Genomic DNA, 23,428 nt, shown 5'->3' with positions numbered 1-23,428 from the left:
CCGCTAAGATTGAAAAGCAAGCTTTTCATTCTCCGCTCGACTTGCATGTATTAGGCACGCCGCCAGCGTTCGTCCTGAGCCAGGATCAAACTCTCCATAAAAGTGTTTGATATAGCTCAAAAATAATAATTCATTGACGAGATATTTACTATCTCTTTAATTCGCTTGGCTGTGTGTTCAGTTTTCAAAGAACGATTTTTTTCACTTGCCGTTTTTCGACGACAGGAATTTTATTATACCACGATAACATTACCGTGTCAACAACTTAAGAAAGTTTGTTGAGCGCTTCTCAAATCAGCGACTTTATTACTATAACATTTCTTCTGATTCGAGTCAATACCTTTTTAAAAGGTATTTGACGGCAAAGCTCATATCGTTTTTAGCGACAAAATTTATTATATCACCTCAAACAATAAAGTCAACCACATTTTTGTTTTACTTTATATAATAATGTCGAAAGTACACACCCTCTAGCTCTGTTTCATACTTTACAAAGTCAATGATCCCTTTTTGAACTAAGTATTCAAGCAATACAACAAGGTCATCACCATACTCCTTCAAAGAATGATGACCAGACAAAGCTTCTATACTCCAAGGGCGATCACTTTCCTTCATAACTTCAATTAGATGGCTCGATCCAGTTTTTGTTTTGGAAGTAATAGCGAAATGGAGCGCAATTAATAAGAGATCAATTCTTTTCTCAATACTTTCTTCTCCTGTGACCATTTCATCATAAAGTTTATATATCTCCGGCTCTAACTTTTTTACTTGTTGCCAAACTGTTACTTCTGGGTAAATCCCATGTTCAATTACAGAAATTCTGGCTAAATGGTGCAAAGAGTACAAGATTGAATTAAAAGCATCTAAAAAATGACCTTTGTCAAACAGACGTTTCGCTTCTGTATATTTTCGAACTAACCGAGAAAACTCAACTGCTATCTTATATCTTTTATTTTTATCAAGGATTTCTTTTCTAAGAGTAGAGATAGATTCTTCTTTCTCAGAAACAATTTTCCCATTAATCAACCACTCAACTAAACGGCGGTCCTGTCCATTGACCAAGATACGTGAGATACGCTCCAATTCAACGATTCTATATTCAACAGATTTTGTTGCATTGTTGTAATGCAAAAGAGTATCATGCTCTGGTGTCTTTACAATTCTAATTAAAACAGCATCCAATTCAGTATCATCACTTGTTTCTTTATCAACATATAGCAAACCTACCGTATTATCGTCATTTATCGTTTGGCGTATTGTGACTTCTAATAAATGCTCCAAGTATTTTCCTCCTAATCGAACCATTCTACAAATACATGTTCGACAATCGTTTCCTTATACCTTCAAGAGCACGAGATTTACTTCATGTAAAATTATGAGCTTTTTACTATAGAAAAATATCAACGTTATTAGTTATTGTAATTTAAATCTTTATGCTATACTTTATAATTGTATATAACTATAGAAACTTACTACGGAGGTCAGTACATTGGCATTTAAATATAGTAGCAAAATCAATAAGTTCCGTACGATCGCACTAGCACTTGTTTTTATCGGAATTATTATTATGTATGGTGGTATATTCTTTCAAGCCTCACCATTTTTAATGACCTTGTTTATGGTTCTTGGCTTTCTTTGTATTATCTTAAGTACAATTGTTTATTTTTGGGTTGGGATGATTTCAACAAAAACTGTCCAAGTCATTTGCCCAAGTTGTGGGAAGCCAACGAAGATGTTAGGGAGAGTTGATGCTTGTATGTACTGTAACGAACCACTAACTCTAGATAAAGAACTTGAAGGTAAAGATTTTGATCTAAAATATAATCGAAAACAGTAATTAAAAAGAAAAGAAAAAGAAGTGCCTTCTATATTAAAGGCGCTTCTTTTTTAATGTTGTTCTTTTCTTTGGCATTCTGGACAGACACCATAAATCTCCATACGGTGGCTTTTAACTTTAAAACCGGTAACATGTTCTGCCAATGTTTCTACTTCATCTAAGCCTGGATAGTGAAAGTCTACGATTTTTCCACAGTTCTCACAAATCACATGATAATGATCAGACGTAATGCAGTCAAACCTACTTGAAGAGTCACCATATGTTAATTCTTTTACTAGGCCAACATCTTTAAAAACACGTAAGTTATTGTAAACAGTAGCTACACTCATATTAGGAAACTTACCTTCTAAAGCTTTATATATTTCATCCGCTGTAGGGTGAGTATGTGCATTATACAAATACTCTAATATGGCATGACGTTGAGGTGTCATACGAACTTTCGTACTTTTTAAAGAGTCAAGTGCTTCTTGTAGACGATGTGCCATATAACAACACCTCTCCTTAAATATGAATTCTTACATTGTAATATTTATAATTAGTATATTATACACCTACAAAATCTGTCAACGTAAACAACAAACACATGATGAAAAACTATTATACCAAGGTTTCATTCAATTCTAGTATCCCTTAGTTACATCAATTACATTACAAAAATCTTCACTTCCTTTTAGATAAGCTTGGAGGTTTTTCTCAAATATCTCAATTGCCCTAAACTGATATTGTGGCGATATACCTGAGATATGCGGGGTGACCGTCACATTATCCATTTTCCAAAAAGGATGATCACTAGGTAGTGGTTCGCGCTCAAATACATCCAATACCGCATGAGCAATTTTTTGTTCACGTAACGCTTCAAGCAAATCTTTTTCAACAACTGTTTTTCCTCGACCAATGTTCATAAATACAGCGTGGGGTAACATTCTATCAAAGAACCCCTTATCAATTAGTCCATCTGTTCGAGGCGTACTAGGTAATACCGAGACAACAAAATCACTCTTGGAAAGAAGCTCATCAATGTTCTTCATCGTTACCATCTGATCGAAGCTTTCCACGGGCTTACCACTACTATTAAGACCCACCGTTTTCATCTGAAAAACTTTTGCAAAAGTTGCTATTTCCTTTCCAATAGCCCCCGCCCCTAAAATCCCTAACGTTTTTCCATGTAATTCAGTCATCTGTATTCTACGATCCCAATTCCGTTTCTGTTCACTTTCTAATAACCGTCTTGTTTGCTTCACGACCTGGAGAATCATCGCCATCGTATATTCAGCCATTGGTATTTTATGAATGCCTCTTGCATTAGTCACTAGAATTTTTTTCTCCTTGATTGCTTCAAAAGGCAACCTGTCCACCCCTGCCGAAATAACCATGATCCATTGTAAGTTCTTCATTTTTTCTATTATCTCTCCAGTAAGATCCTCACCGTAGGTTATTAGGATATCACTATCTACCAAATCATCGATCGCATCGTTTATGTTTTTAAAAAAACAAAACTTTATATGCTCAAATGTAGTAATCAACCTTTCTTTAATCTCTGTTTTTAGTTTTGCAGTAGAAACTACCTTCATTATAACTACCTCCATAAAATCATAAAAAAAGAGCGAGAATAACGTATATTCTCGCAAAGATTGTTTGAGTAGGGAAAAACATTTACGTAATGTATCTTTATTCCAAAGAAAAATTGCTGTATAGACAAACGTCATGTTTTTATTAAATTTTACTGAAGATTATCTTTAATAAACTGCAAGGCTTCTGTCACGTGATCTTTCACTTTCACTTTCCGCCATTCCTTTACAATTTTTCCTTCACCATCAATAATAAAGGTAGAGCGTTCAATTCCCATGTACTCTTTCCCAAAATTCTTCTTTAATTTCCAAACATCATAAGCTTCGGCTAGCTGGTGATCCACGTCAGCTAGTAATAGAAATGGTAAGCCGTGCTTTTCAATGAACTTGTCATGACGATCTAAGGGATCAGGACTAACTCCAAGGATTACCGCATTCACCTCCTCGAAATTTTGATGGTAGTCTCGAAAATCACACGCTTGCGTCGTACATCCTGGTGTCATATCTTTCGGATAAAAATATAGAACCACATTCTTACCTCGAAAATCTGATAATTTCACCTTCTCACCATTACTAGCATCACACGAAAACTCAGGTGCCAACTGGCCAATTTCCAATGTCATTTAATTACCCCTCCATTTAAATAGTAAATTATGAATGTTTTCACGAAATCTTCGAAGCATTCCTAGCAGTTCTTTCTCAATTCATAATTCATAATTCATAATTCACAATTCTCCCTCTAAGGGTAACCAATCTTATCCATTTATACAACTAGTTAGCTTTGACTCTATCTTTTAATTGAATAACAGTTGAAACAACAAATGCTGTCGGCAGCAAATAGCCAAAAAACGCTTCAAGCATCGCCACCCATCTACCAATTCCTAAAGGTGTTATATCTCCATAACCGACCGAAAGAATTGTGACCACACTAAAATACATTGCGTCCTCCAGTAAATGAAAAAATGATCCACCAACCTCATAATTTCCTTCAGTCAATACAGAAATTCCCATTAACTGTAAGGATATATAAATACAGCCAAATCCCATTGCAACCGTCATATAAACAATTAATAATACAAAGAAATTACGAATTGATATTTGCTTCCCTCGAAGAATTGGCTTATTTTTCAGTAATAACAAGACACTCATCATGATTCCAGCAATCGCTACGAGGATAACCAAAGATAGAATGAAATTCTCCATAATTAAAACCACCTCTCCAAATTGTATGAAGAGGTGGTTAAAAATAGGACAGGCAAAGTAGTTAGTTCCCTGCTCCACGATACTTTTTTACCCCAGCGTTCCATAGGAACACAGCAATACTTAAAAATATTAAACCCATAACAGGCGTTAAAAATGCGTAATGATACCACTCTTCTCTATTTAAAAAGTAGGCTGCAGGATAGACCCCCACAAATGCGAAAGGTAATATCCATGTTAAAATATAACGAATTACCCGATGATAAATATCCACTGGATACCTTCCATAGTTACCGATATTGTACATCATCGGCATAATGTCCGTACGACTGTCTGACCAAAAGCCAATACTCGCCAACGAAATAAAAATACCAGCATATATGAAAGCTCCACCAATAACCATAGCAATAAAGATAAACAGATCATACCATGCAGGTGTAAGTCCTAAATTCATACCTGCGTAATACATAATCGCTAGACCTGTAATAACACCGAAAAGCGATTCCAATTCCATGCGCTCCATGATGATTTGAAAAAGGCTATGGATCGGTCGAGTGAGCACTCGGTCCATTTCCCCTTTTACAATATAACGATCGTTAAAATCCCATATATTAAAAAAGGCCGAAAATAACGCATATGGTACTAAGAAGAACCCATAAATGAAAATTATTTCATCTCGACTCCAGCCACTTAAAAAAGCCGTATGTCCAAATACAACTAAAATAAAAATCAAGTTTACCGCTTGAAACAACAAATCTGAAAAGATTTCAACTACTGTGTCAACCCGATATGTGAGTCTTGTCTTTAAATATTGCGAGGCATATTGAAAGAATATATCGATATAAAACATAACATTAGCCTCCCTGCACAATCAGTTGTTTTCTTGCAACGATCCACAATAATTGGATTGGCACGATGAGAATAAGTGCCCAAAATGCTTGCAACATAACAGCCGTATAGATTTCATTACCAACAAAGCCCTCTGTAAAAATCATACTAGGAATATAACTAATTGCTTGAAAGGGTAAATACATCATTACTGACTGTGCCCAGAGCGGATAAAAAGAGATTGGTAACAATAGACCTGAAAACAAATCAATAACCACTCTTTTGGCTCTAATTAAGCCAGAATTATTAAATAGGAAGAATGTCATAATTCCTGTGAGCAAATTTATCTGGGTATTAACAATAAAACTAAAGATTAACGAAACGAAAAACATCATCCATGTAGAGAAATTGGCCGAGAAACTGATCGGAAAAAGCAATGCCACAATAAACATTCCTGGAACTGAGAAGAACAATAAGCGAAACAGCCCTTCCCCGAGACCTTGCATCGTTTTCATTCCGAGGTAATTATACGGTCGAATCATTTCAATCGCTACTTTACCATCTTTTATTTCATTGGCAATTTCACGGTCAATATTATTAAAATAAAATGCACGAGCCATCCAGGCTACAGCTACATAGGTTGTCATTTGTATTACCGACAATCCTTGAATTTCTTCTTTTCCACCATAAATTGCTGTCCAAAGAAAATAATAAGCACCAATGTTAATACTATAAATTAAAATTCCACTATAATAGTTTGTACGATAAGCCAGCATCATTAGGAAGCGGACCCGAATCATTTCCATGTACTTACTCATGAAGTTGCCATTCCTTCTTCGTAAATTTTCCTAATAATCTCTTCGGTCGAAATTTCATTAATCCGAACATTTTTTATTGGATTTTTCTGAACCACAACACTAATTAATTCAGAGATGACTCGTTCATCACCATCAACATTAGCTTTCCATGTAGTCGCATCCTTTTGCTCCCAATGAACTTTTGCATTTCCCGGAAGATCATCGCCACTCACTTCTAATAAAAACTCAAATTCGACCTGTTTCCCTTCGACCGCACTAGCCTGTAGTTTATCAAGTCTACCATCATACACAATTTTCCCTTCATCTAATAAGACGACTCTTTCACAAAGAGCTTCAATGTCTGTAATGTCATGAGTTGTAAGAATAATCGTTGTTTTATAATTTTCATTAATTTCTTTTAAGAACTTACGAATTTTTAATTTCACTAATACATCTAACCCAATAGTAGGTTCATCTAAAAACAACAGTGGTGGATTGTGAATGAGAGCTGCTGCAAGCTCACAACGCATTCGTTGTCCCAACGAAAGCTTCCTTACCGGCTTATCTAATAAAGGGCCGATTTCTAACGTTTCAATAACATGACCCATATGGTTTTCATAGTCTTCATCTGAAACACGGTAAACCTTCTTTAATAGACGAAACGACTCTTGGACAGCTATATCCCACCAAAGCTGGGAGCGTTGACCAAATACAACACCAATTGTTTGCACAAATTCTTCACGCTGTTTATGAGGGTCCATGCCATTAACCCTAATCGTCCCTGAGGTTGGAGTTAAAATTCCCGTTAGCATTTTAATTGTTGTAGACTTACCTGCACCGTTTTCACCAATGTACCCAACCATTTCTCCTTGTTTTACGGTTAAGGTGATATTATCGACCGCTGCCAAGACCTTATAATTTCTCGTAAACAAATCTCGAAACGCCCCCGACAACCCCGAACGACTTGAATACGACTTGAATTCTTTCCGTAACTGTTGAACTTCAATAACATTCATTATTTAATCATTCCCTCTGATTTTTTCAGCTAATCTAGTTTAACTCGTTGTCGCTATTCCATCAAGTAGTTCGCCGTGTAACCCAACTAAATTTGGGAATGCTAAGTAAAAATCTTGTTTCAGTGGGGTGATACCAATTAAAAAGGTTATTATTTGTTGCGTAGTTCTCTTTGGTTTTCTTGCAGCCTACTCAGCTTTTCAGCCGATTGATTTATCCCAACAAAATCAATCACATATGGTGGAGCTTGAGCCTCTAGAAGCAGATGACGTTCAAGCATTCGAAGAACGAGTACCAAGAATTTCCAAAACCGAAAACAAACGACCTCAAAGTCCTTTTTCCATAAAAAAAACACCAAAACCTCTAACAATGCTACTGTTTGGTGTTGATAAAACAACTGACGAAAAGTATGGTCGTTCAGATTCAATTATGCTTGCCCTCGCGCAGCCAAAAACAAAAGAAATCATGCTAATGTCCATTCCCCGAGATACTTATATCGAGATCCCAGGTCATGGGTATCATAAGCTAAATCGCTCTTTCCAACTAGGTGGACCAGAGTTAACAAGAAAGACAGTTTCAAATTGGCTAAATATAGACATCCAAGAAACTGCTTCTATTGATTACACTAACTTCGAAAAAATGATTGATTTAATCGGTGGAATTGAAATGAATGTGGATCGACGGATGGCTCACGATGAGTTTGTTATTGAAGAGGGCCTACAAAGATTAACCGGTAGACAAGCCCTATATTTTGTTCGTTTTCGAAAAAGCTTGGATGGCAACCACGACAGCGATTATAAACGAACAGAACGTCAGCGGCAATTATTAACGAAGTTATCACATGAATTGTTAAAGAAACGAACATTCAGAGAATCCTTTGCTTTATTAAGATCCATGTTTAAAACCGTTGATACGACATTGTCATTACAACAGATCATTACCTACGGCCACCATTACTCTGATTTTTCATCAGAAAACATCACAACCCTATCAATAACAGGTGAAGGTGATCGCCGAAACGGACTATGGTTTGAAATTATTCCGGAAGAGGAACTCCAAGATAAAAAAACACTTATTAAGGATTTTTTAAAATCAGACGAAGATACTACTCTATAACTGTATATTCAGAATTTTGAATGTAAAAATATACAAGCAACTTCATTCATTCTCCATTTACATCTTGTGATTATTTTCGATACAATACAGGTATCTTTGTAAGTAGTAGGGAGAGAGTTTTTATGGAACGCAAACAATCAGATATATTATATGAAGAAGCTCAACAACATATCGTCGGTGGAGTAAATAGTCCATCCAGATCATATAAAGGCATCGGTGGCGGAACTCCGATCTTTATGGAAAAAGCAAAAGGTGCTTACTTTTGGGATGTAGATGGTAATAAGTACATTGATTATCTAGCAGCTTATGGGCCAATTATTACTGGACACGCCCACCCTCATATAACAGAGGCTATTACGACCGCTGCTGAAAATGGGGTTCTATACGGAACGCCAACAGCCCTAGAAGTAAGATTTGCTAAAATGCTAAAAGAAGCAATTCCTTCTATGGAAAAAATTCGTTTTGTCAATTCAGGGACAGAAGCTGTAATGACAACAATCCGGGTTGCAAGAGCCTACACAGGAAGAGACAAGATTATCAAGTTTGCCGGTTGCTATCACGGCCATTCTGATCTAGTATTAGTCGCGGCCGGATCAGGACCTTCAACCCTCGGCACGCCTGACTCAGCAGGTGTTCCTCAAAGTATTGCAAAAGAAGTAATTACCGTTCCATTTAATGACATTGAAGCTTATGAACAAGCGCTCGACAAATGGGGCACAGAAATTGCTGCTGTACTTGTAGAGCCAATCGTCGGGAATTTCGGTATTGTTGAACCTTTTCCTGGCTTTTTAGAAAAAGTCAATGAGCTGACGCACAAGGCTGGGGCACTAGTGATCTATGATGAAGTTATTACCGCTTTCCGTTTTATGTACGGTGGCGCTCAGAACTTATTAGGAGTTGAACCTGACATCACCGCACTCGGAAAAATCATTGGTGGAGGCTTACCAATTGGTGCTTACGGTGGAAGAAAAGAAATCATGGAGCAAGTAGCACCTTTAGGCCCAGCCTATCAAGCAGGAACAATGGCAGGAAATCCAGCATCCATAAGTGCCGGCATTGCGTGCTTAGAAGTACTCAGTCAACCGGGTGTATACGAACAATTAGACAAGCTAGGCGAAAAACTAGAGCAAGGCATTTCCGCACTAGCAAAAACATATGATATACCAATTACGATCAATCGCCTAAAAGGTGCATTAACTGTCTATTTTACAACCGAGACAGTAACCAATTACGATTTAGCCGAACAAACTGATGGAGAAATGTTTGCGAAATTTTTTAAACTAATCATTAATGAGGGAATAAATTTAGCTCCTTCAAAGTACGAAGCATGGTTTTTAACTACCCAGCACACTGAAGAAGATATTACCTATACATTAAACGCTGTTGAAAATACATTTAAATCTTTAAAAAATGCATAAATATACAATGACAACCTCTGGTGATCAATCGATTTCCAGAGGTTGTCTTATTTAACCGTTGGAAACGTTTACATTTGTTGTAGCCAGTGGACAAAACCTTCCTTTTTCCACAAATAATTCTTGAATACTCTATCCAAAAAAATGAATATATTGATTGATTTATTTTTGAACTCATTGTATACTTGTTTTATAATTCTGACAATTTTTGCGATTGATTTGGACTAAATCAATGCCAAAAAGAGATTGATTATGAAATTGTTGTATCAAAATGGACCTTAGCTTCTTTGAGTAACGATTATGAGCGAGGCTGTTTACTTTTACTTAGGAGGTGAAGGTCAGCATATTCTGACCAAGACGAATGAAAAAGAAATGGACCCCTGAAAATTTTACTGGCTTTAAAAATCAGGAACACGATGCCTGTGGAATTGTTTCTGCAATTGAAAAAAAACGTATTCCTACAAAAAAAAATATTGATGACGTTATTGATGCCCTAGTAAAAATGAACCATCGCGCTGGATTTATCAACGAAGAAGGCGATGGTGTTGGGATCCATATCGATATCCCACGGACACTCTGGAAAGAAAAGTTACAACAAACTAATCAAAACCCTGAACTTGCAACAAACCCTAATTTTGTTGTCGGCCATTTATTTATTAGAAAACAAGCAAATGTAGAAAATGTGAAGGAAACTATTCGCTCCCATTTTTCTGATGCCAATTTTGAAATTGTTTTTGAGTCTGACCAAGTCACAAATACTTTAGCCCTTGGTCCAATGGGTCGCCGAGAAGAACCTTGTTTTTGGCAGGTTGCCTTACTTTCAAAGAATAATGTCGAAAAACTTTCTAGTAAATTATTTGACCTAACTGTTGAAATCGAGAAAGATTTAACGGTTCATGTGGTATCACTAAGCCAATACCATGCTGTCTATAAAGTGCTAGGTGCAGGTGATATCCTACCTAAATTTTACTCTGATTTAGCTAATCCGCTTGTCGCTTCAACAATGACGCTTGGACACAATCGTTATTCAACAAATACCCTTTCAAATTTCTTCCGCGTTCAGCCATTTAGTGTGATTGGTCATAACGGGGAGATTAATACAATTGCAAAACTCCGGGACGAAGCTACTATGCTTGGTGTTCCACTTGTAGATGGAGCTAGTGATTCCCAAGATTTAAGCCGTACTCTTGAGACGTTTATTTGCAAACATAATTATTCGTTATTTGAAGCATTAGAGATCATGTTCCCGCCAATTATTAATGAAATGAAAGCTTTCCCAGAACATTTACAAGATTTATATACTTACATTCGGGAAGCATGGGGACATTTTGCTCAAGGCCCAGCAGGAATTATCTCTCGTTTCGGTGACGAAGCTGCATTTTCTCTAGACTCTTTAGGCTTACGTCCACTCTGGATGCTCGAAAACGATAGCTCTTATTACTTCTCATCAGAACAAGGGATCCTGCCTTCAAGTGAGTTTGTTGCTGAACCAAAGCCACTTGCTCCTGGTGAAAAAGTAGGCATGAAATGGAACGAAGACGACACAATCCATGTCTTTTTCCATGAAGAAGTTCAAGAAGAAGTTTATAATCGTATGAAAAAACGTCTGAATGTTACAGATAGTCGTTCGAGATTAGTTGCAACAATTGAAAAAGTGGATACTCCACTTAAAATGAAATTAAAAGTCACAAATAACTATTACTCTGCATTTGGGTGGGAGCGTGAACACATTCAGATGGTAGAACAAATGGCTGAAAAAGGTGTAGAACCAATACGCTCTTTAGGTCACGATGCTCCTTTAGCTGCCATTGATCCAGGCCGTAAGAATTTGGCTGATTTTATCAAAGAAAGTGTTGCCGTTGTTACAAATCCAGCGATTGACCGCGACCGTGAAATGGAGCATTTCTCTACTCGTGTAATCGTCGGTAAACGACCGTCACCATTTCAGGAAGCACCTTTCAACGTCATTGAGGTTGTATCACCTTTAGTAGTTGAAGGATCTCCTGGTGAATACTTGGCTAGTAAGGAAAATCATCCGTCTTATGAACAAGTGATTGAGCACTTCAAAAAGACAGATGAAGTGTACTATTTAGCACTTTCATTTTCCAAAGAAGAGTCTATTGCTGATGCTCTAACAAGACTTGTTAGCGAAGCTACAACGGCGATTGAAGGTGGCGCAGCGGTTTTAGTACTTGATGACGAAAAAGCCCATAAAAAAGATCAATTATGGTTAGATCCGAGTTTGGCTGTTTCTGCACTCGATCAAGGTCTAACTGAGAAACAACTACGCCGTCATTGTTCTATTATCGCTCGCTCTGGTAGCATCCGTTCTCTTCATGATATTGCTGTGTTATTTGGTTTAGGGGCAGATGTCATTAACCCTTACTTAATGTTTGCCACAGTTGTAGAACAAAGTGATGCACCAGCAGTTCAGTTATATACTGCCTTAAATAAAGGATTAGAAAAAGTTATCTCAACTCTTGGTATTCATGAGCTACGTGGATACGGTCGTTTATTCTCTGCCATGGGCTTAAACAAAGAAGTATCTGATGTATTAAACATTGTTAACTTCTTAGGCTCTACAGAAGTAGCCTTTAACTTTGAAACAATGAAACAAGATAGTTTGGCACGTGCAGAAGATTTTAATAATGAAGGCGCAAGACCAGGAAAGTTATTTCACTTCTTCCCTCGTATTTGGAAGTCCATTGGTGACTTAGCGTCCGGAAACGCTCCTTATCAGGACTATAAAAACAAATTAGAAGAACAAGAGTTGAAAAATCCAATCTCCATTCGACATCTAACGGATTTAGTGAAATCATCTAAACCTTTAAATCCTGAGGATGTTGATGTAAGTGTGAAAAAGCATAGTTTACCATTTATGATTTCTTCCATGTCCTTCGGGTCTCAAAATGAAATTGCTTTCCGTGCATATGCTGAAGCAGCAGATCGTCTGAACATGATCTCATTTAACGGCGAAGGTGGAGAAATTAAAGATATGCTCGGTAAATACCCGAATACACGTGGGCAACAAGTTGCCTCTGGTCGATTTGGGGTTAACGTCGAGTTACTGAATTCTACAAATCTAATTGAATTAAAAATTGGTCAGGGTGCTAAACCAGGTGAAGGTGGACATTTACCAGGCTCAAAGGTTACAGCGAAAGTAGCAGCTGCTCGTAATGCGACAACTGGTTCTGACCTGATCTCGCCTTCAAATAACCATGACATCTACTCTATTGAAGATTTAGCACAAATTATTACTGAATTTAAAACAGCTAACGACCAAGCGAAAGTTGCTGTTAAGGTACCAATCGTTCCTAACATCGGTACAATCGCTGTTGGTATAGCGAAAGCTGGTGCAGATTATATTACCTTAAGTGGATTTGATGGTGGTACAGGTGCAGCGCGTGTTCATGCCCTACAACACGTTGGCTTGCCGATTGAAATCGGGGTCAAGGCAGCTCACAATGCCTTACTTGAAGCTGGTCTTAGAAATTCTGTCGAGCTTTGGGCTGACGGCGGAATGCGTAGTGCTTTAGACGTTATGAAAGTTATTCTTTTAGGAGCAAACCGCGTTGGTTTCGGTACGCTTGCGATGATTGCAGTTGGTTGTACAACATGTCGTGGTTGTCACCTTGATACGTGTCACGTAGGGATTGCTACACAAATTGAAACAGAAGCACAAGCTAAAGAACATGGCTTGCGCCGATTTGTTCCTCGCCAATTTGACATGGCTGTCGAAGGATTAATGAACCTTTTTACAGCATTCGGTAAAGAGCTTCAAGTATTAACTGCTGCACTAGGTGCGAAACGTACACAAGACTTAGTCGGTCGTTCAGACTTACTAGCGCAAACACGTGGTTTAGACCAAATGGATTTAACGAGTATGCTAGAGACACTTTCAATTACTGATATCTCTCAATTTGAAGCAAAATCACAAATTGAAGAAGGCCGCTTAGCTGTTGCTGTTGGAGCTGAGTACTTAGACAATAATGTGGAAGAACTAGCTCAATCTCGTGAATTTACGCAAGTAACTGCAGAACAACGTGTGCTTGGTAGTCGTGTTTCATGTCACCGTGTACGCGGAAAGCTAGACGGCTCATACCGTAGTTTACCAGAGGTTACGTTAAACTTTAAAAACGGTTCAATTCCTGGTAACGGTCTAGGAGCCTATAATAGTGCTGGTGTTGCGATCAATGTTCATGGTGGTGCCCAAGACGGTGTAGGTAAAACTGCATTCGGTGGTTCATTTGCCATCCTTAAAGCGGAAGGTCGTGACGGAAGATACTACAATGGTTCTGTCGGAAAAGGGGCAGGATACGGAGCGCAAAAAGGTCTCTTTATGATCCAAGGAAATGCTGACGCGAGAGCGGGAATTAGACTTTCCGGTGCAGACATTATTATTGGTGGCCGAGTAAAGAAACCGTTACGCGCTGATTATTATGCAAATCTCGGCGTTCATGCTAATATCAAAGGCTTTGCCTTTGAATATATGACAAATGGACGTGGGGTTGTACTAGGCGATCCAGGTCCATGGATTTGTGCGGGCATGACTGGTGGGGTTGTTTACCTTCGCCATCAACCAGAGGTAGGTTTAACAAAAGAAGCTCTGCACAAGCGGATTGCAAAAGGTGCCAAAGTTTCTATTCAACCTTTATCTAATAAAGGCATTGATGATTTAACAGAACTATTAACAAAGTATAAAAATGTTCTTGCAGACAATGGACAATCAGAAGAAGCTGAAGTTATTGCTATGCTGCTAGCTGACCCTGAGGAACACTTCCTACAAGTCATTCCTACAAAAGAACAAGCAGATCCATCAGTATCTACTGAATAATTAAGATAGAGATCAGGCCTCGTTAGTTGAGGTCTGGTCTTTTTTATATGTGAAGGAATACAATGAGGGGTTGTTTCATTGGATTATGTGCTCTAGTTTCCGCCCTTTCTACTAAAGCACAATCATCCCCCACCTCTTTTTTTCATGTAAGCGGAAACATCAGCAAGTTCAGGATTTTGTACCTTGAATGTTACTGGAATTCGGTGTATATTACGTTTCAATGGACTATTTTTTAGGTAAACTTAAAGTATAAATAAAACAAGCTTATCATATTCCTTGTATATGACTGAATTTCATAATTACCTTAAGGGACAATAGCAAATTTATTAACGAAAGGAATTATCTATCTTATGAAACTTGGAGCCCGGATTTTTAAAACCGGTTTATCCATTACCCTGTCTTTATATGTGGCAATGTTACTAGGTTTAAATCCACCAATGTTTGCGGCGTTAGCAGCCACTTTTGCGATCCAGCCGTCTATTAAAAAAAGTTTTCAAACGATCTTAGAACAAGTTCAAGCAAATATCCTTAGTGCTATTTTAGCGATTGTCTTTGTCTTAACCTTTGGACATCATCCCTTTGTTGTCGGGGTTGTCGTTATCATAGTTATTGCCATTAATATTAAACTGAAAATGGAGTCAATCATCCCATTAGCCATTGTAACAGTAATCATCATTATGGAAACTCCTACAGATGATTTTATTGCTTTCGCTTCTTCACGTTTTTTCTTAATTATGGTTGGTGTATTCTCTGCCTTTATTGTCAACTTGTTATTTATACCACCGAAACACGAAACTCAGTTGTATCACAAAATTTCAGATACTACTGAGAATATTATCAAGTGGATTAGGCTATTAACAAGATACGATGCCAAACAAAAGATGCTAAAAAAAGATTTATCGAGACTCAAAGAGTCAATGGTGAAAATTACTAGTTTGTTCCTTCTCTATAAAGAAGAACGAAACTATTTAAGGAAACGTCAATATTCAAAAGCACGGAAAGTCGTTCTCTTTCGTCAAATGATCGCAACCTCTAACAAGGCTTTATCAATCTTGAAATCACTCAATAGACGCGAAAATGAACTTCATCACATGCCTGATGAATTACAATCACTAATTAGAGAGCGCCTTGATTATCTAACTAATTATCATGAACGGATCTTATTAAAGTATGTAGGAAAAGTGAAAACACATACTACTGAAGAATCTATTCAAGAGGTCTGCTTGGGAAAACAAGAGTTAACAGAGTTATTCATCGATTTTTACAAGAAGAAAGAAATTGATTCGCAAGAGTGGCTTCATCTCTTCCCTGTTATCGCCAAGATCGTTGAATATAGTGATCAACTAGAATACCTAGATAAATTAGTTGATAGCTTCTTCAAATACCATAAACAAGAAAACAAAGTGAATATTAAGGATCGAGAAGATTAAAAACCAATGCGAGAATACTCTTGCATTGGTTTTTTTATAGGCTCTTTTCGTAAACATTGTCGCTTTTTTATCCTAAAATTATTGGAAAAATACCCTAGATGAAGAAGTCAGCCAATAAATTATGTAAGAAAAGAGCAGTACTTACTAATTTAGTGGTGAATTATTAATAATTTGTGTAAAAATCCGGCTTTTGAGATTTTTACGAAAGCAACAAACTTTGCGAAAACAGCCTTTTTATAAGAAAAAAAAGATGCAAGAACACACTCGCATCTTCCTCGTTCTTCTTAACTTTGTTGTACTTCAAACAACTTCCAATAGGTGCCCATTTTTCTGATTAATTCCTCATGTGTCCCCATCTCAACAATCTGACCATTCTCAATAACTACGATCCGATCAGCTTGAGTCACGGTTGAGAGTCGATGTGCAACAATAAAAGTTGTACGGTTTTTAGCAAGACGTTCTAAAGCTACTTGAATAAAGTGTTCACTCTCAGTATCTAGCGAAGATGTAGCTTCATCAAAAATCAGTAACCGTGGACTCTTTAAGAATACCCTAGCAATCGCAAGACGTTGTTTTTGACCACCGGAAAGCTTAACCCCTCGCTCTCCAATTTCGGTGTCGTATCCTTCAGGTAACCCCATGATAAATTCGTGGGCATCTGCTGCTTTTGCTGCAGCAATTACTTCTTCATCCGTCGCATTTGGTTTTCCCATCAAAATATTAAATTTTACAGAATCACTAAAAATAATGTTATCTTGAAGAACCATTCCAATCTGATCTCTTAATGAACGAACTTTGAAATTACGAATATCTTCACCGTCAATCAAGATTTTTCCTTTCGTAACGTCGTAAAACCTTGGCAACAAGCTAACTAAGGTGCTTTTTCCCCCACCGCTCATTCCTACAAAAGCGATTGTTTCGCCACTTCTAACGGAAAGGTTAATATCCTTCAATACAGGCTCCTTGCCTTCATCATAGGCAAAGCTTATATGATCAAAGGTAATATCACCTTTGACATTTTTGAGATCTTTGGCCTTTGGACTATCAACAATATCGTATTTTTCATCAATAAACTCAAAGACACGGTCCATTGAAGCAACTGACTGGGTTAATGTTGTTGAAGAATTCACTAATCGTCTTAACGGATTGTATAACCTGTCCATATAAGCCACAAAAGCTACCATCGCACCAATCGTTAAATTTTCATTAATGACCAAAATCCCAGCAAAAACAATCACTAGTAAAGGAGCGATGTCAGTAATTGTGTTAACAACGGCATAAGTCTTTGCATTCCACTTGGTATGGTCTAGAGCTCTTGTTAAAAAATTAGAGTTTCGCTTATCAAATTGATTTTGCTCATAATCCTCTAACGCAAAGCTACGAATAACCGTCATTCCTTGAAGTCTTTCATGAAGATGACTCTGAACCTCAGCTAACGATTGTGATCTAACTTTGGTAAGTGAACGTAATCGACCATAAAAGAACTTGATTGAGATGGCATATAGAGGCAATAATATAATTGCTACAATCGTTAATTTCACATTCATTGTAAACATAATGATTATCACAATTAGGATTGTAAACATATCTAACCAGACATTCATTAAACCAGTAATGATAAAGTTCTTTGTTTGCTCTACATCATGAATAACTCTTGAGATAATTTCCCCAGACTTTCGATTAGAATAGAATTTTAGACTTAATTTTTGTATATGAGTGAATAATTGATCGCGTATATCGTACAGAATTTTACTACTTGTCCATTGAGCAAAATATTGGCGATAATATTCTACCGGCGGGCGGAACACAAGGAAAACGAGGAAAACAATTCCCATGAGCCATGTTAGATTTGATATTTTTTCGGCATTTGTTAAATGCTCTGCCCCAACTATATCGTCAATGACATACTTAAGAATTAAGGGCATAAATAACGGGATTCCGAATTTCAACATCCCAATCATAACGGTCCCGATAATTTCCTTTTTATATGGTTTAACAAATTGCAAATAACGCTTTATACTGTCCAAGTAGAAACCACCTTCTTCGTTGCATTCTGAGTACTAAATTGAACTTCTTCAATTAACTACTCAAAATTCAAAATGTTTAACCTCGACGAAAGTTTTGCCGAGGTTAAAGGTATTTATTCTAATCACGGTGCTGTAAAAATCTTTCATACCACATTTCCACGAAATGCGGATCAAACGGCCCTTTTCTTTGAGTTATCCAGCTAATTAACTCGGTCATACTCGCTTTAATGATATTATCTAACTCAGGTGGATACTTCATTTGTTTCCGGTGTTGTTCGTACTCATCTTCATCTAAGATCACATACGTCATATCAGGAAACACCTTAATATCCAGATCGTAATCAATATATTTTAATGCTTCTTTGTCCCACGTGAACGGTGTTCCAAGGTTGCAATAATAATAAATTCCGTCTGATCGAATCATCCCAATTGTATTAAACCATTTCTCTGAATCAAAATAACAAATTGCTGGCTCACGCGTTCGCCAATGTCTTCCATCTGATTCCTTGACTAAAATGCGATCGTTTCCACCAATTACTACGTTTGACGTCCCTTTTAACACAATGGTTTCTTCCCAAATTCGATGTATTGTGCCATTATGCTTATAGCTCTGGACTTGAATGCTGCTTCCTGTCTTTGGGAAACTCATACCTTGCTCCTTTCTAAATTATTCTGGACGTCGGTGAGTCACCATTCTATCGTGTTTATCAAGGTACAATTCTACTATAGGTTCATCATGCAAATAATGCCTGATTAAGTGATAACTAATTTTCCTATCCGCGTTACCCGGTATCACTGGTTCTTCACCGTTCTCCTGTATAAACTGATCTACTGCTTTTTGAACATTGTCAATCTGCTCAGGAAGTTCAGCTAATTCAAATATTTCAAACGTTTCTTTTGACATATAAAAAGGACGATTAGGGATCCCCTTTAAAATTCCTTTCAATACATCAACATCGATGGAGTGATCATCTCGTACAATTGAGCGAAGTGAGATGCCTTTTGCTAATCCGTCCGCATATTCATTAACAGCTTGTCTCACTTGTTCAATAGATACATTAATAGCTTGATACTGTACTACTCCTTTCTGTTTTTGGTTTCTTTTTTTAAAAAACAATGACCTCCAACCTCCTTTGACCTTGAAATACTTGAAAACTTTTTTCCTAATAATGTGACTAATTTTGCTATCTATATCATTATACAGTTTTACAAAGGATTTTGAAATGAAACAACCACCCTTTTTTTAGGGTGGTTAAATAAATATTTTCAATTTTCGATGTTTAGCCATATATCGTTTCAATATATTCCTCGGATCGATGTTGAAAGGCTTTAGTCAAATGGTGAAATAACTCTCTTTTTTGTTGTAATTTCACTTGAATGTAATGAATCGCAAATTCAGTTTCGACTTTCTCATCCTTACATCCCAATATTTGTTTATGTAACTCCCGATCTCGCTTAATTACCAGATCCTGTTCAAGTCGTTCATAGTACTTAATTTCATTTTCTATAGAGAGAATTTGATCAGCAATTTCAACTTGTATCTGAATTAGTTTATCAAAATCATTGGCTTCCATTATGTTCTCTCCTTCACCTGTTCGTTCTCAACTAATTAAATTCACTCTAAAAAGAAAAGTTCCTTTGACTAGTTTTGTTGACGGTTAGGAGGTTTTGTAGAATAGTGTATGACGTGGTTGTGGTAAACAATGAAAAAGCACTCCTTCGTTTAAAAGGAGTGCTTTTTGTGTGATTATTGTTGGTTTTTTCTAGAAGCTGATTGTTGGTTTTGTTGTCTTACTTCTTGAGCGTCTGTTTCGCTAGCAAACTCTTGGCTTAAGCCTTGAGCAGAAGCTTGGTTTTGTTGTCTTACTTTTTGTGCATTTGTTTTAGATGCTTGATTTTGTTTCATGAGTATCACCTCCACATAAATTAATATCTCCACGGGAGGTGTTTTTATCCGAAAAAATAAAGTAAAGTTTTAGTAAAATAAAGTATTAAATTACACTAATAATGAAATACCACCATCAACAATTATCGTTTGTCCACAGATCATTGAAGCGTCTTCAGAAAGCAAAAACATAACAGCATTCGTTAAATCAGTTGGGGTAACAATTCTTCCTGCTGGATTTCGTTTTGCAGCACTTTCAAGTATTTCTTCACGATTAGGAAAATGCGTTAGGGCATCGGTATCAACCGCCCCTCCTGAAACAGCATTGACTACGATGTTTTTAGGAGCAAGATCAACCGCTAAATATCTTGTCAAGGCTTCTAATGCTGCTTTGGAAACACCAACTAGGGTGTAGTTCTCAATGTAACGAATTGAACCTAAAGAGCTTAGCGAAACAATTTTACCTCCACCTGTCTTTTCCATACGCTTTGCTGCTTCTTGAGCACAGAACAATAATGCCTTACTATTTATATCAATTGTCCAATCCCAATGAGACTCTTCTAGCTCCATTAACGGCTTAAGTACTCCAGAAGCAGCGTTATTTACAAAAACATCTAGACGACCGAAATGCTCATCGATTTGCTCGAACATTTCCACAATCTTATCTTTCTTTCCTACATTAGCTTTTACAACTAATACCTTACTCCCAAGTTCTTCTAGCTCTTTCGCAGTTTCTAGTGCCGCAGTTTTGTTCCTTGCATAGTTAATAACAAGATCGTACCCATTTTTAGCCAATCTTAGGGCAATCTCTTTCCCAATTCCTCTACTACTACCTGTAACTAAAGCAACTTTTCGTTCCATTTTTCTCCTCCTAGATAACTATGTATACCATCTATTATATCGAATAGTTTCAATTGAGACTACAAAGACTAAGCATGATGATAAAACTCATCAATTGTCTTACCATAGGAGGGCACTCTCATGTATGTTGGCCGAGATATGACTGAGTTATCTATGATGTCAAAGACAGATTGGACCAATCAAGAGTTAGCATATTTCCATCACAATCTACAGCAGGTTGTTCCTTATTTAAATTCTGAAGGTGTGACGATACACCGAGAGATCGTGAGAGAAATAATGTCTAGAGGCGGCATGAATCATGACGATGCTAGCTATGAACATGGCACGAGAGTTCATTTTGACTAAGACAGTAAACTGACCGGACGCTAAAACGCGTTCGGTTTTTTTTGTCTAAATGTTTTGTTTGGGTTTCCAGTTAAGCTTATCTATAATAAAGAAAGAATTACATAAAAGGGGTAATGTCAATGTTTGATCCAACAATTTATGAAAATCTAAAGGTTGTTGTGGAAGGGGAAATTTACGAACGTGATTTAAACGGTGAAATAGTCATTATTGATAGGCAGGATTGTGTGAACTTAGCAACAATGTCTAGGTATTATGCTATCACGTTTCAATTACTTGGCACGTCACCTCTTTATAAAGCAACAATTAGATTAGAGGCTGAATCTGCTGATTTATATGGGGAAATTCTTGAAAACGAAAAACACCCTGGCTGTAATTTGCTCTTGTCAGTTAGAGGCCCAATAAAAGAAGTCGAGGTATTACCTGCCTCTTTCCAAGATAGGTTAGCATCTTTATGGGATAATCGTCCAAAGATTTCACAACAAATCTCTTTCGATTGGAATAAAAACAAACAACCTCAGTATTATTTAAGTACAACACTTCAGTTTGATCGGAAAATTAACGAGTCACATATCTCAGATTTTCCAGAAATTATTAGCCTACTACAAGGATCATTAGAACTATTTGAAGAAATAAATGAATAGAAAAATAAAAGGAGTCGATGTTATGAGAGCTGTTGTTTACCAAAAGCAAGGAAAACCAGAAGTTCTAGAAGTAGTAGAACTAGATAAACCATCGGTTAAAGAAAATGAAGTTTTAATTGAGATTGGAGCTAGTGGGATTAATCCTGTTGATACATATTTTCGTTCAGGAATTCGGCCAGTGGACTCGTTTCCACAAATTCCTCACTTTGATCTAGCCGGTACAATTGTAGCGGTAGGTTCAGTTGTGACTAAATGGCAGCCAGGTGATCGTGTTTGGGGATCAAACATTAAGGGAACTGCGGCCGAGTTTATTGCTGTAGAAGAAGAACAAATTTTTCCGCTTCCTTCACATCTATCTTTCGTTGACGGCGCAGCACTGGCAATGGCATTTATGACGGCACACTTAGCCCTTTTTTACAGAGCAAATTTAAAGAAAGATGAAAAAATTTTAATATACGGTGGAGCAGGAGCTGTCGGACATGCAGCCATTCAATTAGCTCGTCAAACTGGCGCTTATATTATTGCTACCGCTTCCAACCAAGTAAAAGCGGACATAGCTAAAGCAGCTGGAGCAGATGAAGTTATTATCTATACAGAAGAAAGTGTAACTGAAAAAGTAAGTATTTTTACAGAAAATTCTGGCCTAGATGTTATTCTTGACGTTTCTTTAAGTGAAAACATTGATCAAGATCTGCAAATGCTATCTATTGGAGGTCGAATTATTACTGTAGGTTCTCCAAAGAATAATACACCGGAGCTTCCGTGGCGACTACTAAATTTTAAAAACGCCTCTCTCTTAGGAATACTCTTATTTACAGTTCCTAAATCACATCAGATTGCTGCCGGAAATGAAATTAGCCGTCTGTTGTCCGAGCATCAACTCACTGCCTTAGTTGGAAAAACGTTTCGTTTTGAAGAAGCGGACAAAGCTCATGAAGCTGTTGAAGCCCATTTATATAATGGAAGTGTCGTAATTACGCCCTAAAATGTGAAAAATCACCTTGGACACCAAGGTGATTTTTAATATGAAGTTATAAATGTTTTACTTAGCTTATCAGCCAAGGATTGTTTTTCACTTGTTAAGGTTAAGAAAAAGCCTGGAAACAACACCCATTTCAAACACTCTCTTTTAAGAAAGCCTACCCTCGTAAGTTTCTCTGCGTTCTCATCAACTATTTTTAATCCAATCAGCATCATTCCCATTGTCTGTCTCTCAGCATTAATTAGTGGGAAAATGAAGATATAGAAGAAAGTAACCCATCCGAGAGCTAGATATAACAAGTGCGGTTTATGCTCTCGTAGATATGAATAATCAAAGGGGGAAACTTCAGCAGAAATGACAAGCCAACCCGTAATTACTGAATAAATAAGAAGCCATAGTAAAAATAAACCCAACATGTCATAACAGAAACTCAAGAACCTCATGCTGAAACTCGCACGATAACGATCTGCTAATAGTCTTTTTATCCATAACTCACTTCTTACTGCCATCCTTTCACCTCACCAGATGTATTAACAGTAATTCCCTTTTTTCTAGTGTAAATTGTCCTGCTGAATTTTTCAAACTATTTATCGATCTTATAAAAAATAATAATTTCCTATTTAGGAAATACTCTTTCCTAGAGGTGAT

Annotated in this window: 22 protein-coding genes, 1 rRNA gene and 2 pseudogenes; 8 read left to right on the top strand and 17 right to left on the bottom strand. The window is 37.1% G+C overall.

Translation table 11 applies throughout. From position 1 onward, the window contains the following. Window positions 1-101 (bottom strand): 16S ribosomal RNA (locus DS745_RS12845); the annotation flags it as partial. A gap of 334 nt (window positions 102-435) precedes the next feature. Further along, on the bottom strand, window positions 436-1,281 hold the full coding sequence (locus DS745_RS12840; protein WP_161568257.1) for a nucleotidyltransferase-like protein: 846 nt from the start codon (window positions 1,279-1,281) through the stop codon (window positions 436-438). 208 nt (window positions 1,282-1,489) lie between these two features. Between DS745_RS12840 and DS745_RS12835 the strand changes: the two genes are divergently transcribed. Then, window positions 1,490-1,837, top strand: coding sequence for a YgzB family protein (locus tag DS745_RS12835; protein WP_129078643.1), 348 nt, complete (start codon window positions 1,490-1,492; stop codon window positions 1,835-1,837). A gap of 50 nt (window positions 1,838-1,887) precedes the next feature. Here the strand turns inward: DS745_RS12835 and perR are convergent, their stop codons facing one another. From perR to DS745_RS12800, 8 genes and pseudogenes are all read right to left on the bottom strand, one after another. Beyond that, window positions 1,888-2,322 carry a peroxide-responsive transcriptional repressor PerR gene (gene perR, locus DS745_RS12830; RefSeq protein ID WP_129078642.1) on the bottom strand — a complete coding sequence of 145 codons (435 nt, stop codon included), beginning with the start codon at window positions 2,320-2,322 and terminating at the stop codon, window positions 1,888-1,890. Window positions 2,323-2,457: 135 nt separating this feature from the next. Beyond that, window positions 2,458-3,408, bottom strand: a complete 951-nt coding sequence (locus DS745_RS12825) for a D-2-hydroxyacid dehydrogenase (RefSeq protein ID WP_129078641.1) — start codon at window positions 3,406-3,408, stop codon at window positions 2,458-2,460. A 149-nt stretch (window positions 3,409-3,557) separates the two neighbouring features. Beyond that, a complete protein-coding gene (gene bcp / locus DS745_RS12820; protein WP_129078640.1) occupies window positions 3,558-4,028 on the bottom strand; it encodes a thioredoxin-dependent thiol peroxidase in 471 nt (156 codons plus the stop codon). 148 nt (window positions 4,029-4,176) lie between these two features. Further along, entirely contained in the window at window positions 4,177-4,608 is a 432-nt protein-coding gene (locus DS745_RS12815; protein ID WP_129078639.1) for a potassium channel family protein, read from the bottom strand. A gap of 61 nt (window positions 4,609-4,669) precedes the next feature. Further along, window positions 4,670-5,455, bottom strand: coding sequence for an ABC transporter permease (locus DS745_RS12810; protein ID WP_129078638.1), 786 nt, complete (start codon window positions 5,453-5,455; stop codon window positions 4,670-4,672). Between the two features lie 4 nt (window positions 5,456-5,459). Next, window positions 5,460-6,251, bottom strand: a complete 792-nt coding sequence (locus tag DS745_RS12805; protein WP_129078637.1) for an ABC transporter permease — start codon at window positions 6,249-6,251, stop codon at window positions 5,460-5,462. After that, window positions 6,248-6,376 (bottom strand): annotated as a pseudogene (locus DS745_RS25520) (daunorubicin ABC transporter ATP-binding protein); the annotation flags it as partial. The gene DS745_RS12805 and the pseudogene DS745_RS25520, both read right to left, overlap by 4 nt. 137 nt (window positions 6,377-6,513) lie before the next feature. After that, window positions 6,514-7,249 (bottom strand): annotated as a pseudogene (locus tag DS745_RS12800) (ABC transporter ATP-binding protein); the annotation flags it as partial. Between the two features lie 124 nt (window positions 7,250-7,373). Between DS745_RS12800 and DS745_RS12795 the strand changes: the two are divergent. The 4 genes from DS745_RS12795 to DS745_RS12780 all read left to right on the top strand — a co-directional run bounded on the left by DS745_RS12795 (window position 7,374) and on the right by DS745_RS12780 (window position 16,039). Beyond that, the gene (locus DS745_RS12795; RefSeq protein WP_129078635.1) at window positions 7,374-8,360 is read left to right on the top strand and encodes an LCP family protein; all 987 of its coding nucleotides are present in this window, start codon (window positions 7,374-7,376) and stop codon (window positions 8,358-8,360) included. Window positions 8,361-8,482: 122 nt separating this feature from the next. Further along, window positions 8,483-9,778, top strand: coding sequence for a glutamate-1-semialdehyde 2,1-aminomutase (locus DS745_RS12790; protein ID WP_129078634.1), 1,296 nt, complete (start codon window positions 8,483-8,485; stop codon window positions 9,776-9,778). Between the two features lie 358 nt (window positions 9,779-10,136). After that, the gene (locus DS745_RS12785; protein ID WP_129078633.1) at window positions 10,137-14,609 is read left to right on the top strand and encodes a glutamate synthase-related protein; all 4,473 of its coding nucleotides are present in this window, start codon (window positions 10,137-10,139) and stop codon (window positions 14,607-14,609) included. A 350-nt stretch (window positions 14,610-14,959) separates the two neighbouring features. Further along, window positions 14,960-16,039 carry an FUSC family protein gene (locus DS745_RS12780; protein ID WP_129078632.1) on the top strand — a complete coding sequence of 360 codons (1,080 nt, stop codon included), beginning with the start codon at window positions 14,960-14,962 and terminating at the stop codon, window positions 16,037-16,039. 284 nt (window positions 16,040-16,323) lie between these two features. On the opposite strand, the gene DS745_RS12775 is transcribed toward DS745_RS12780, so the two are convergent. The 6 genes from DS745_RS12775 to fabL all read right to left on the bottom strand — a co-directional run bounded on the left by DS745_RS12775 (window position 16,324) and on the right by fabL (window position 20,812). Beyond that, window positions 16,324-18,066, bottom strand: coding sequence for an ABC transporter ATP-binding protein (locus DS745_RS12775; RefSeq protein ID WP_129078631.1), 1,743 nt, complete (start codon window positions 18,064-18,066; stop codon window positions 16,324-16,326). A gap of 118 nt (window positions 18,067-18,184) precedes the next feature. After that, complete coding sequence (gene ntdP / locus DS745_RS12770) at window positions 18,185-18,715, bottom strand: nucleoside tri-diphosphate phosphatase (protein ID WP_129078630.1); 531 nt, start codon at window positions 18,713-18,715, stop codon at window positions 18,185-18,187. Between the two features lie 18 nt (window positions 18,716-18,733). Beyond that, the gene (locus DS745_RS12765) at window positions 18,734-19,183 is read right to left on the bottom strand and encodes a DUF3939 domain-containing protein (protein ID WP_129078629.1); all 450 of its coding nucleotides are present in this window, start codon (window positions 19,181-19,183) and stop codon (window positions 18,734-18,736) included. A 163-nt stretch (window positions 19,184-19,346) separates the two neighbouring features. After that, entirely contained in the window at window positions 19,347-19,640 is a 294-nt protein-coding gene (locus DS745_RS12760) for a hypothetical protein (protein ID WP_129078628.1), read from the bottom strand. A gap of 173 nt (window positions 19,641-19,813) precedes the next feature. After that, entirely contained in the window at window positions 19,814-19,972 is a 159-nt protein-coding gene (locus DS745_RS12755) for a gamma-type small acid-soluble spore protein (RefSeq protein WP_129078627.1), read from the bottom strand. A 90-nt stretch (window positions 19,973-20,062) separates the two neighbouring features. Continuing rightward, complete coding sequence (gene fabL, locus DS745_RS12750) at window positions 20,063-20,812, bottom strand: enoyl-[acyl-carrier-protein] reductase FabL (protein ID WP_129078626.1); 750 nt, start codon at window positions 20,810-20,812, stop codon at window positions 20,063-20,065. A 120-nt stretch (window positions 20,813-20,932) separates the two neighbouring features. On the opposite strand from fabL, the gene DS745_RS12745 reads away from it, so the two are divergent. From DS745_RS12745 to DS745_RS12735, 3 genes are all read left to right on the top strand, one after another. Then, window positions 20,933-21,157: a hypothetical protein gene (locus DS745_RS12745; protein ID WP_129078625.1), complete on the top strand. Its 225-nt coding sequence runs from the start codon at window positions 20,933-20,935 to the stop codon at window positions 21,155-21,157. A 119-nt stretch (window positions 21,158-21,276) separates the two neighbouring features. Then, window positions 21,277-21,798 carry a hypothetical protein gene (locus DS745_RS12740; protein ID WP_129078624.1) on the top strand — a complete coding sequence of 174 codons (522 nt, stop codon included), beginning with the start codon at window positions 21,277-21,279 and terminating at the stop codon, window positions 21,796-21,798. Between the two features lie 22 nt (window positions 21,799-21,820). Continuing rightward, complete coding sequence (locus DS745_RS12735) at window positions 21,821-22,783, top strand: NADPH:quinone reductase (RefSeq protein ID WP_129078623.1); 963 nt, start codon at window positions 21,821-21,823, stop codon at window positions 22,781-22,783. Window positions 22,784-22,818: 35 nt separating this feature from the next. Here the strand turns inward: DS745_RS12735 and DS745_RS12730 are convergent, their stop codons facing one another. Next, window positions 22,819-23,289, bottom strand: a complete 471-nt coding sequence (locus DS745_RS12730; RefSeq protein ID WP_129078622.1) for an RDD family protein — start codon at window positions 23,287-23,289, stop codon at window positions 22,819-22,821. Window positions 23,290-23,428 lie beyond the last annotated feature (139 nt).

The organism is Anaerobacillus alkaliphilus (assembly GCF_004116265.1).
Taxonomy (GTDB): Bacteria; Bacillota; Bacilli; order Bacillales; family Anaerobacillaceae; genus Anaerobacillus; species Anaerobacillus alkaliphilus.
This window is presented reverse-complemented; position numbering and strand designations above follow the sequence as displayed.

Excerpts from the sequence above, each read along its gene's own strand:
- perR (WP_129078642.1), bottom strand. The coding sequence starts at position 2,322 with ATGGCACATCGTCTACAAGAAGCACTTGACTCTTTAAAAAGTACGAAA.
- DS745_RS12825 (WP_129078641.1), bottom strand. The coding sequence starts at position 3,408 with ATGAAGGTAGTTTCTACTGCAAAACTAAAAACAGAGATTAAAGAAAGG.
- bcp (WP_129078640.1), bottom strand. The coding sequence starts at position 4,028 with ATGACATTGGAAATTGGCCAGTTGGCACCTGAGTTTTCGTGTGATGCT.
- DS745_RS12815 (WP_129078639.1), bottom strand. The coding sequence starts at position 4,608 with ATGGAGAATTTCATTCTATCTTTGGTTATCCTCGTAGCGATTGCTGGA.
- DS745_RS12810 (WP_129078638.1), bottom strand. The coding sequence starts at position 5,455 with ATGTTTTATATCGATATATTCTTTCAATATGCCTCGCAATATTTAAAG.
- DS745_RS12805 (WP_129078637.1), bottom strand. The coding sequence starts at position 6,251 with ATGAGTAAGTACATGGAAATGATTCGGGTCCGCTTCCTAATGATGCTG.
- DS745_RS12790 (WP_129078634.1), top strand. The coding sequence starts at position 8,483 with ATGGAACGCAAACAATCAGATATATTATATGAAGAAGCTCAACAACAT.
- DS745_RS12785 (WP_129078633.1), top strand. The coding sequence starts at position 10,137 with ATGAAAAAGAAATGGACCCCTGAAAATTTTACTGGCTTTAAAAATCAG.
- DS745_RS12780 (WP_129078632.1), top strand. The coding sequence starts at position 14,960 with ATGAAACTTGGAGCCCGGATTTTTAAAACCGGTTTATCCATTACCCTG.
- ntdP (WP_129078630.1), bottom strand. The coding sequence starts at position 18,715 with ATGAGTTTCCCAAAGACAGGAAGCAGCATTCAAGTCCAGAGCTATAAG.
- DS745_RS12760 (WP_129078628.1), bottom strand. The coding sequence starts at position 19,640 with ATGGAAGCCAATGATTTTGATAAACTAATTCAGATACAAGTTGAAATT.
- DS745_RS12755 (WP_129078627.1), bottom strand. The coding sequence starts at position 19,972 with ATGAAACAAAATCAAGCATCTAAAACAAATGCACAAAAAGTAAGACAA.
- fabL (WP_129078626.1), bottom strand. The coding sequence starts at position 20,812 with ATGGAACGAAAAGTTGCTTTAGTTACAGGTAGTAGTAGAGGAATTGGG.
- DS745_RS12745 (WP_129078625.1), top strand. The coding sequence starts at position 20,933 with ATGTATGTTGGCCGAGATATGACTGAGTTATCTATGATGTCAAAGACA.
- DS745_RS12740 (WP_129078624.1), top strand. The coding sequence starts at position 21,277 with ATGTTTGATCCAACAATTTATGAAAATCTAAAGGTTGTTGTGGAAGGG.
- DS745_RS12735 (WP_129078623.1), top strand. The coding sequence starts at position 21,821 with ATGAGAGCTGTTGTTTACCAAAAGCAAGGAAAACCAGAAGTTCTAGAA.
- DS745_RS12730 (WP_129078622.1), bottom strand. The coding sequence starts at position 23,289 with ATGGCAGTAAGAAGTGAGTTATGGATAAAAAGACTATTAGCAGATCGT.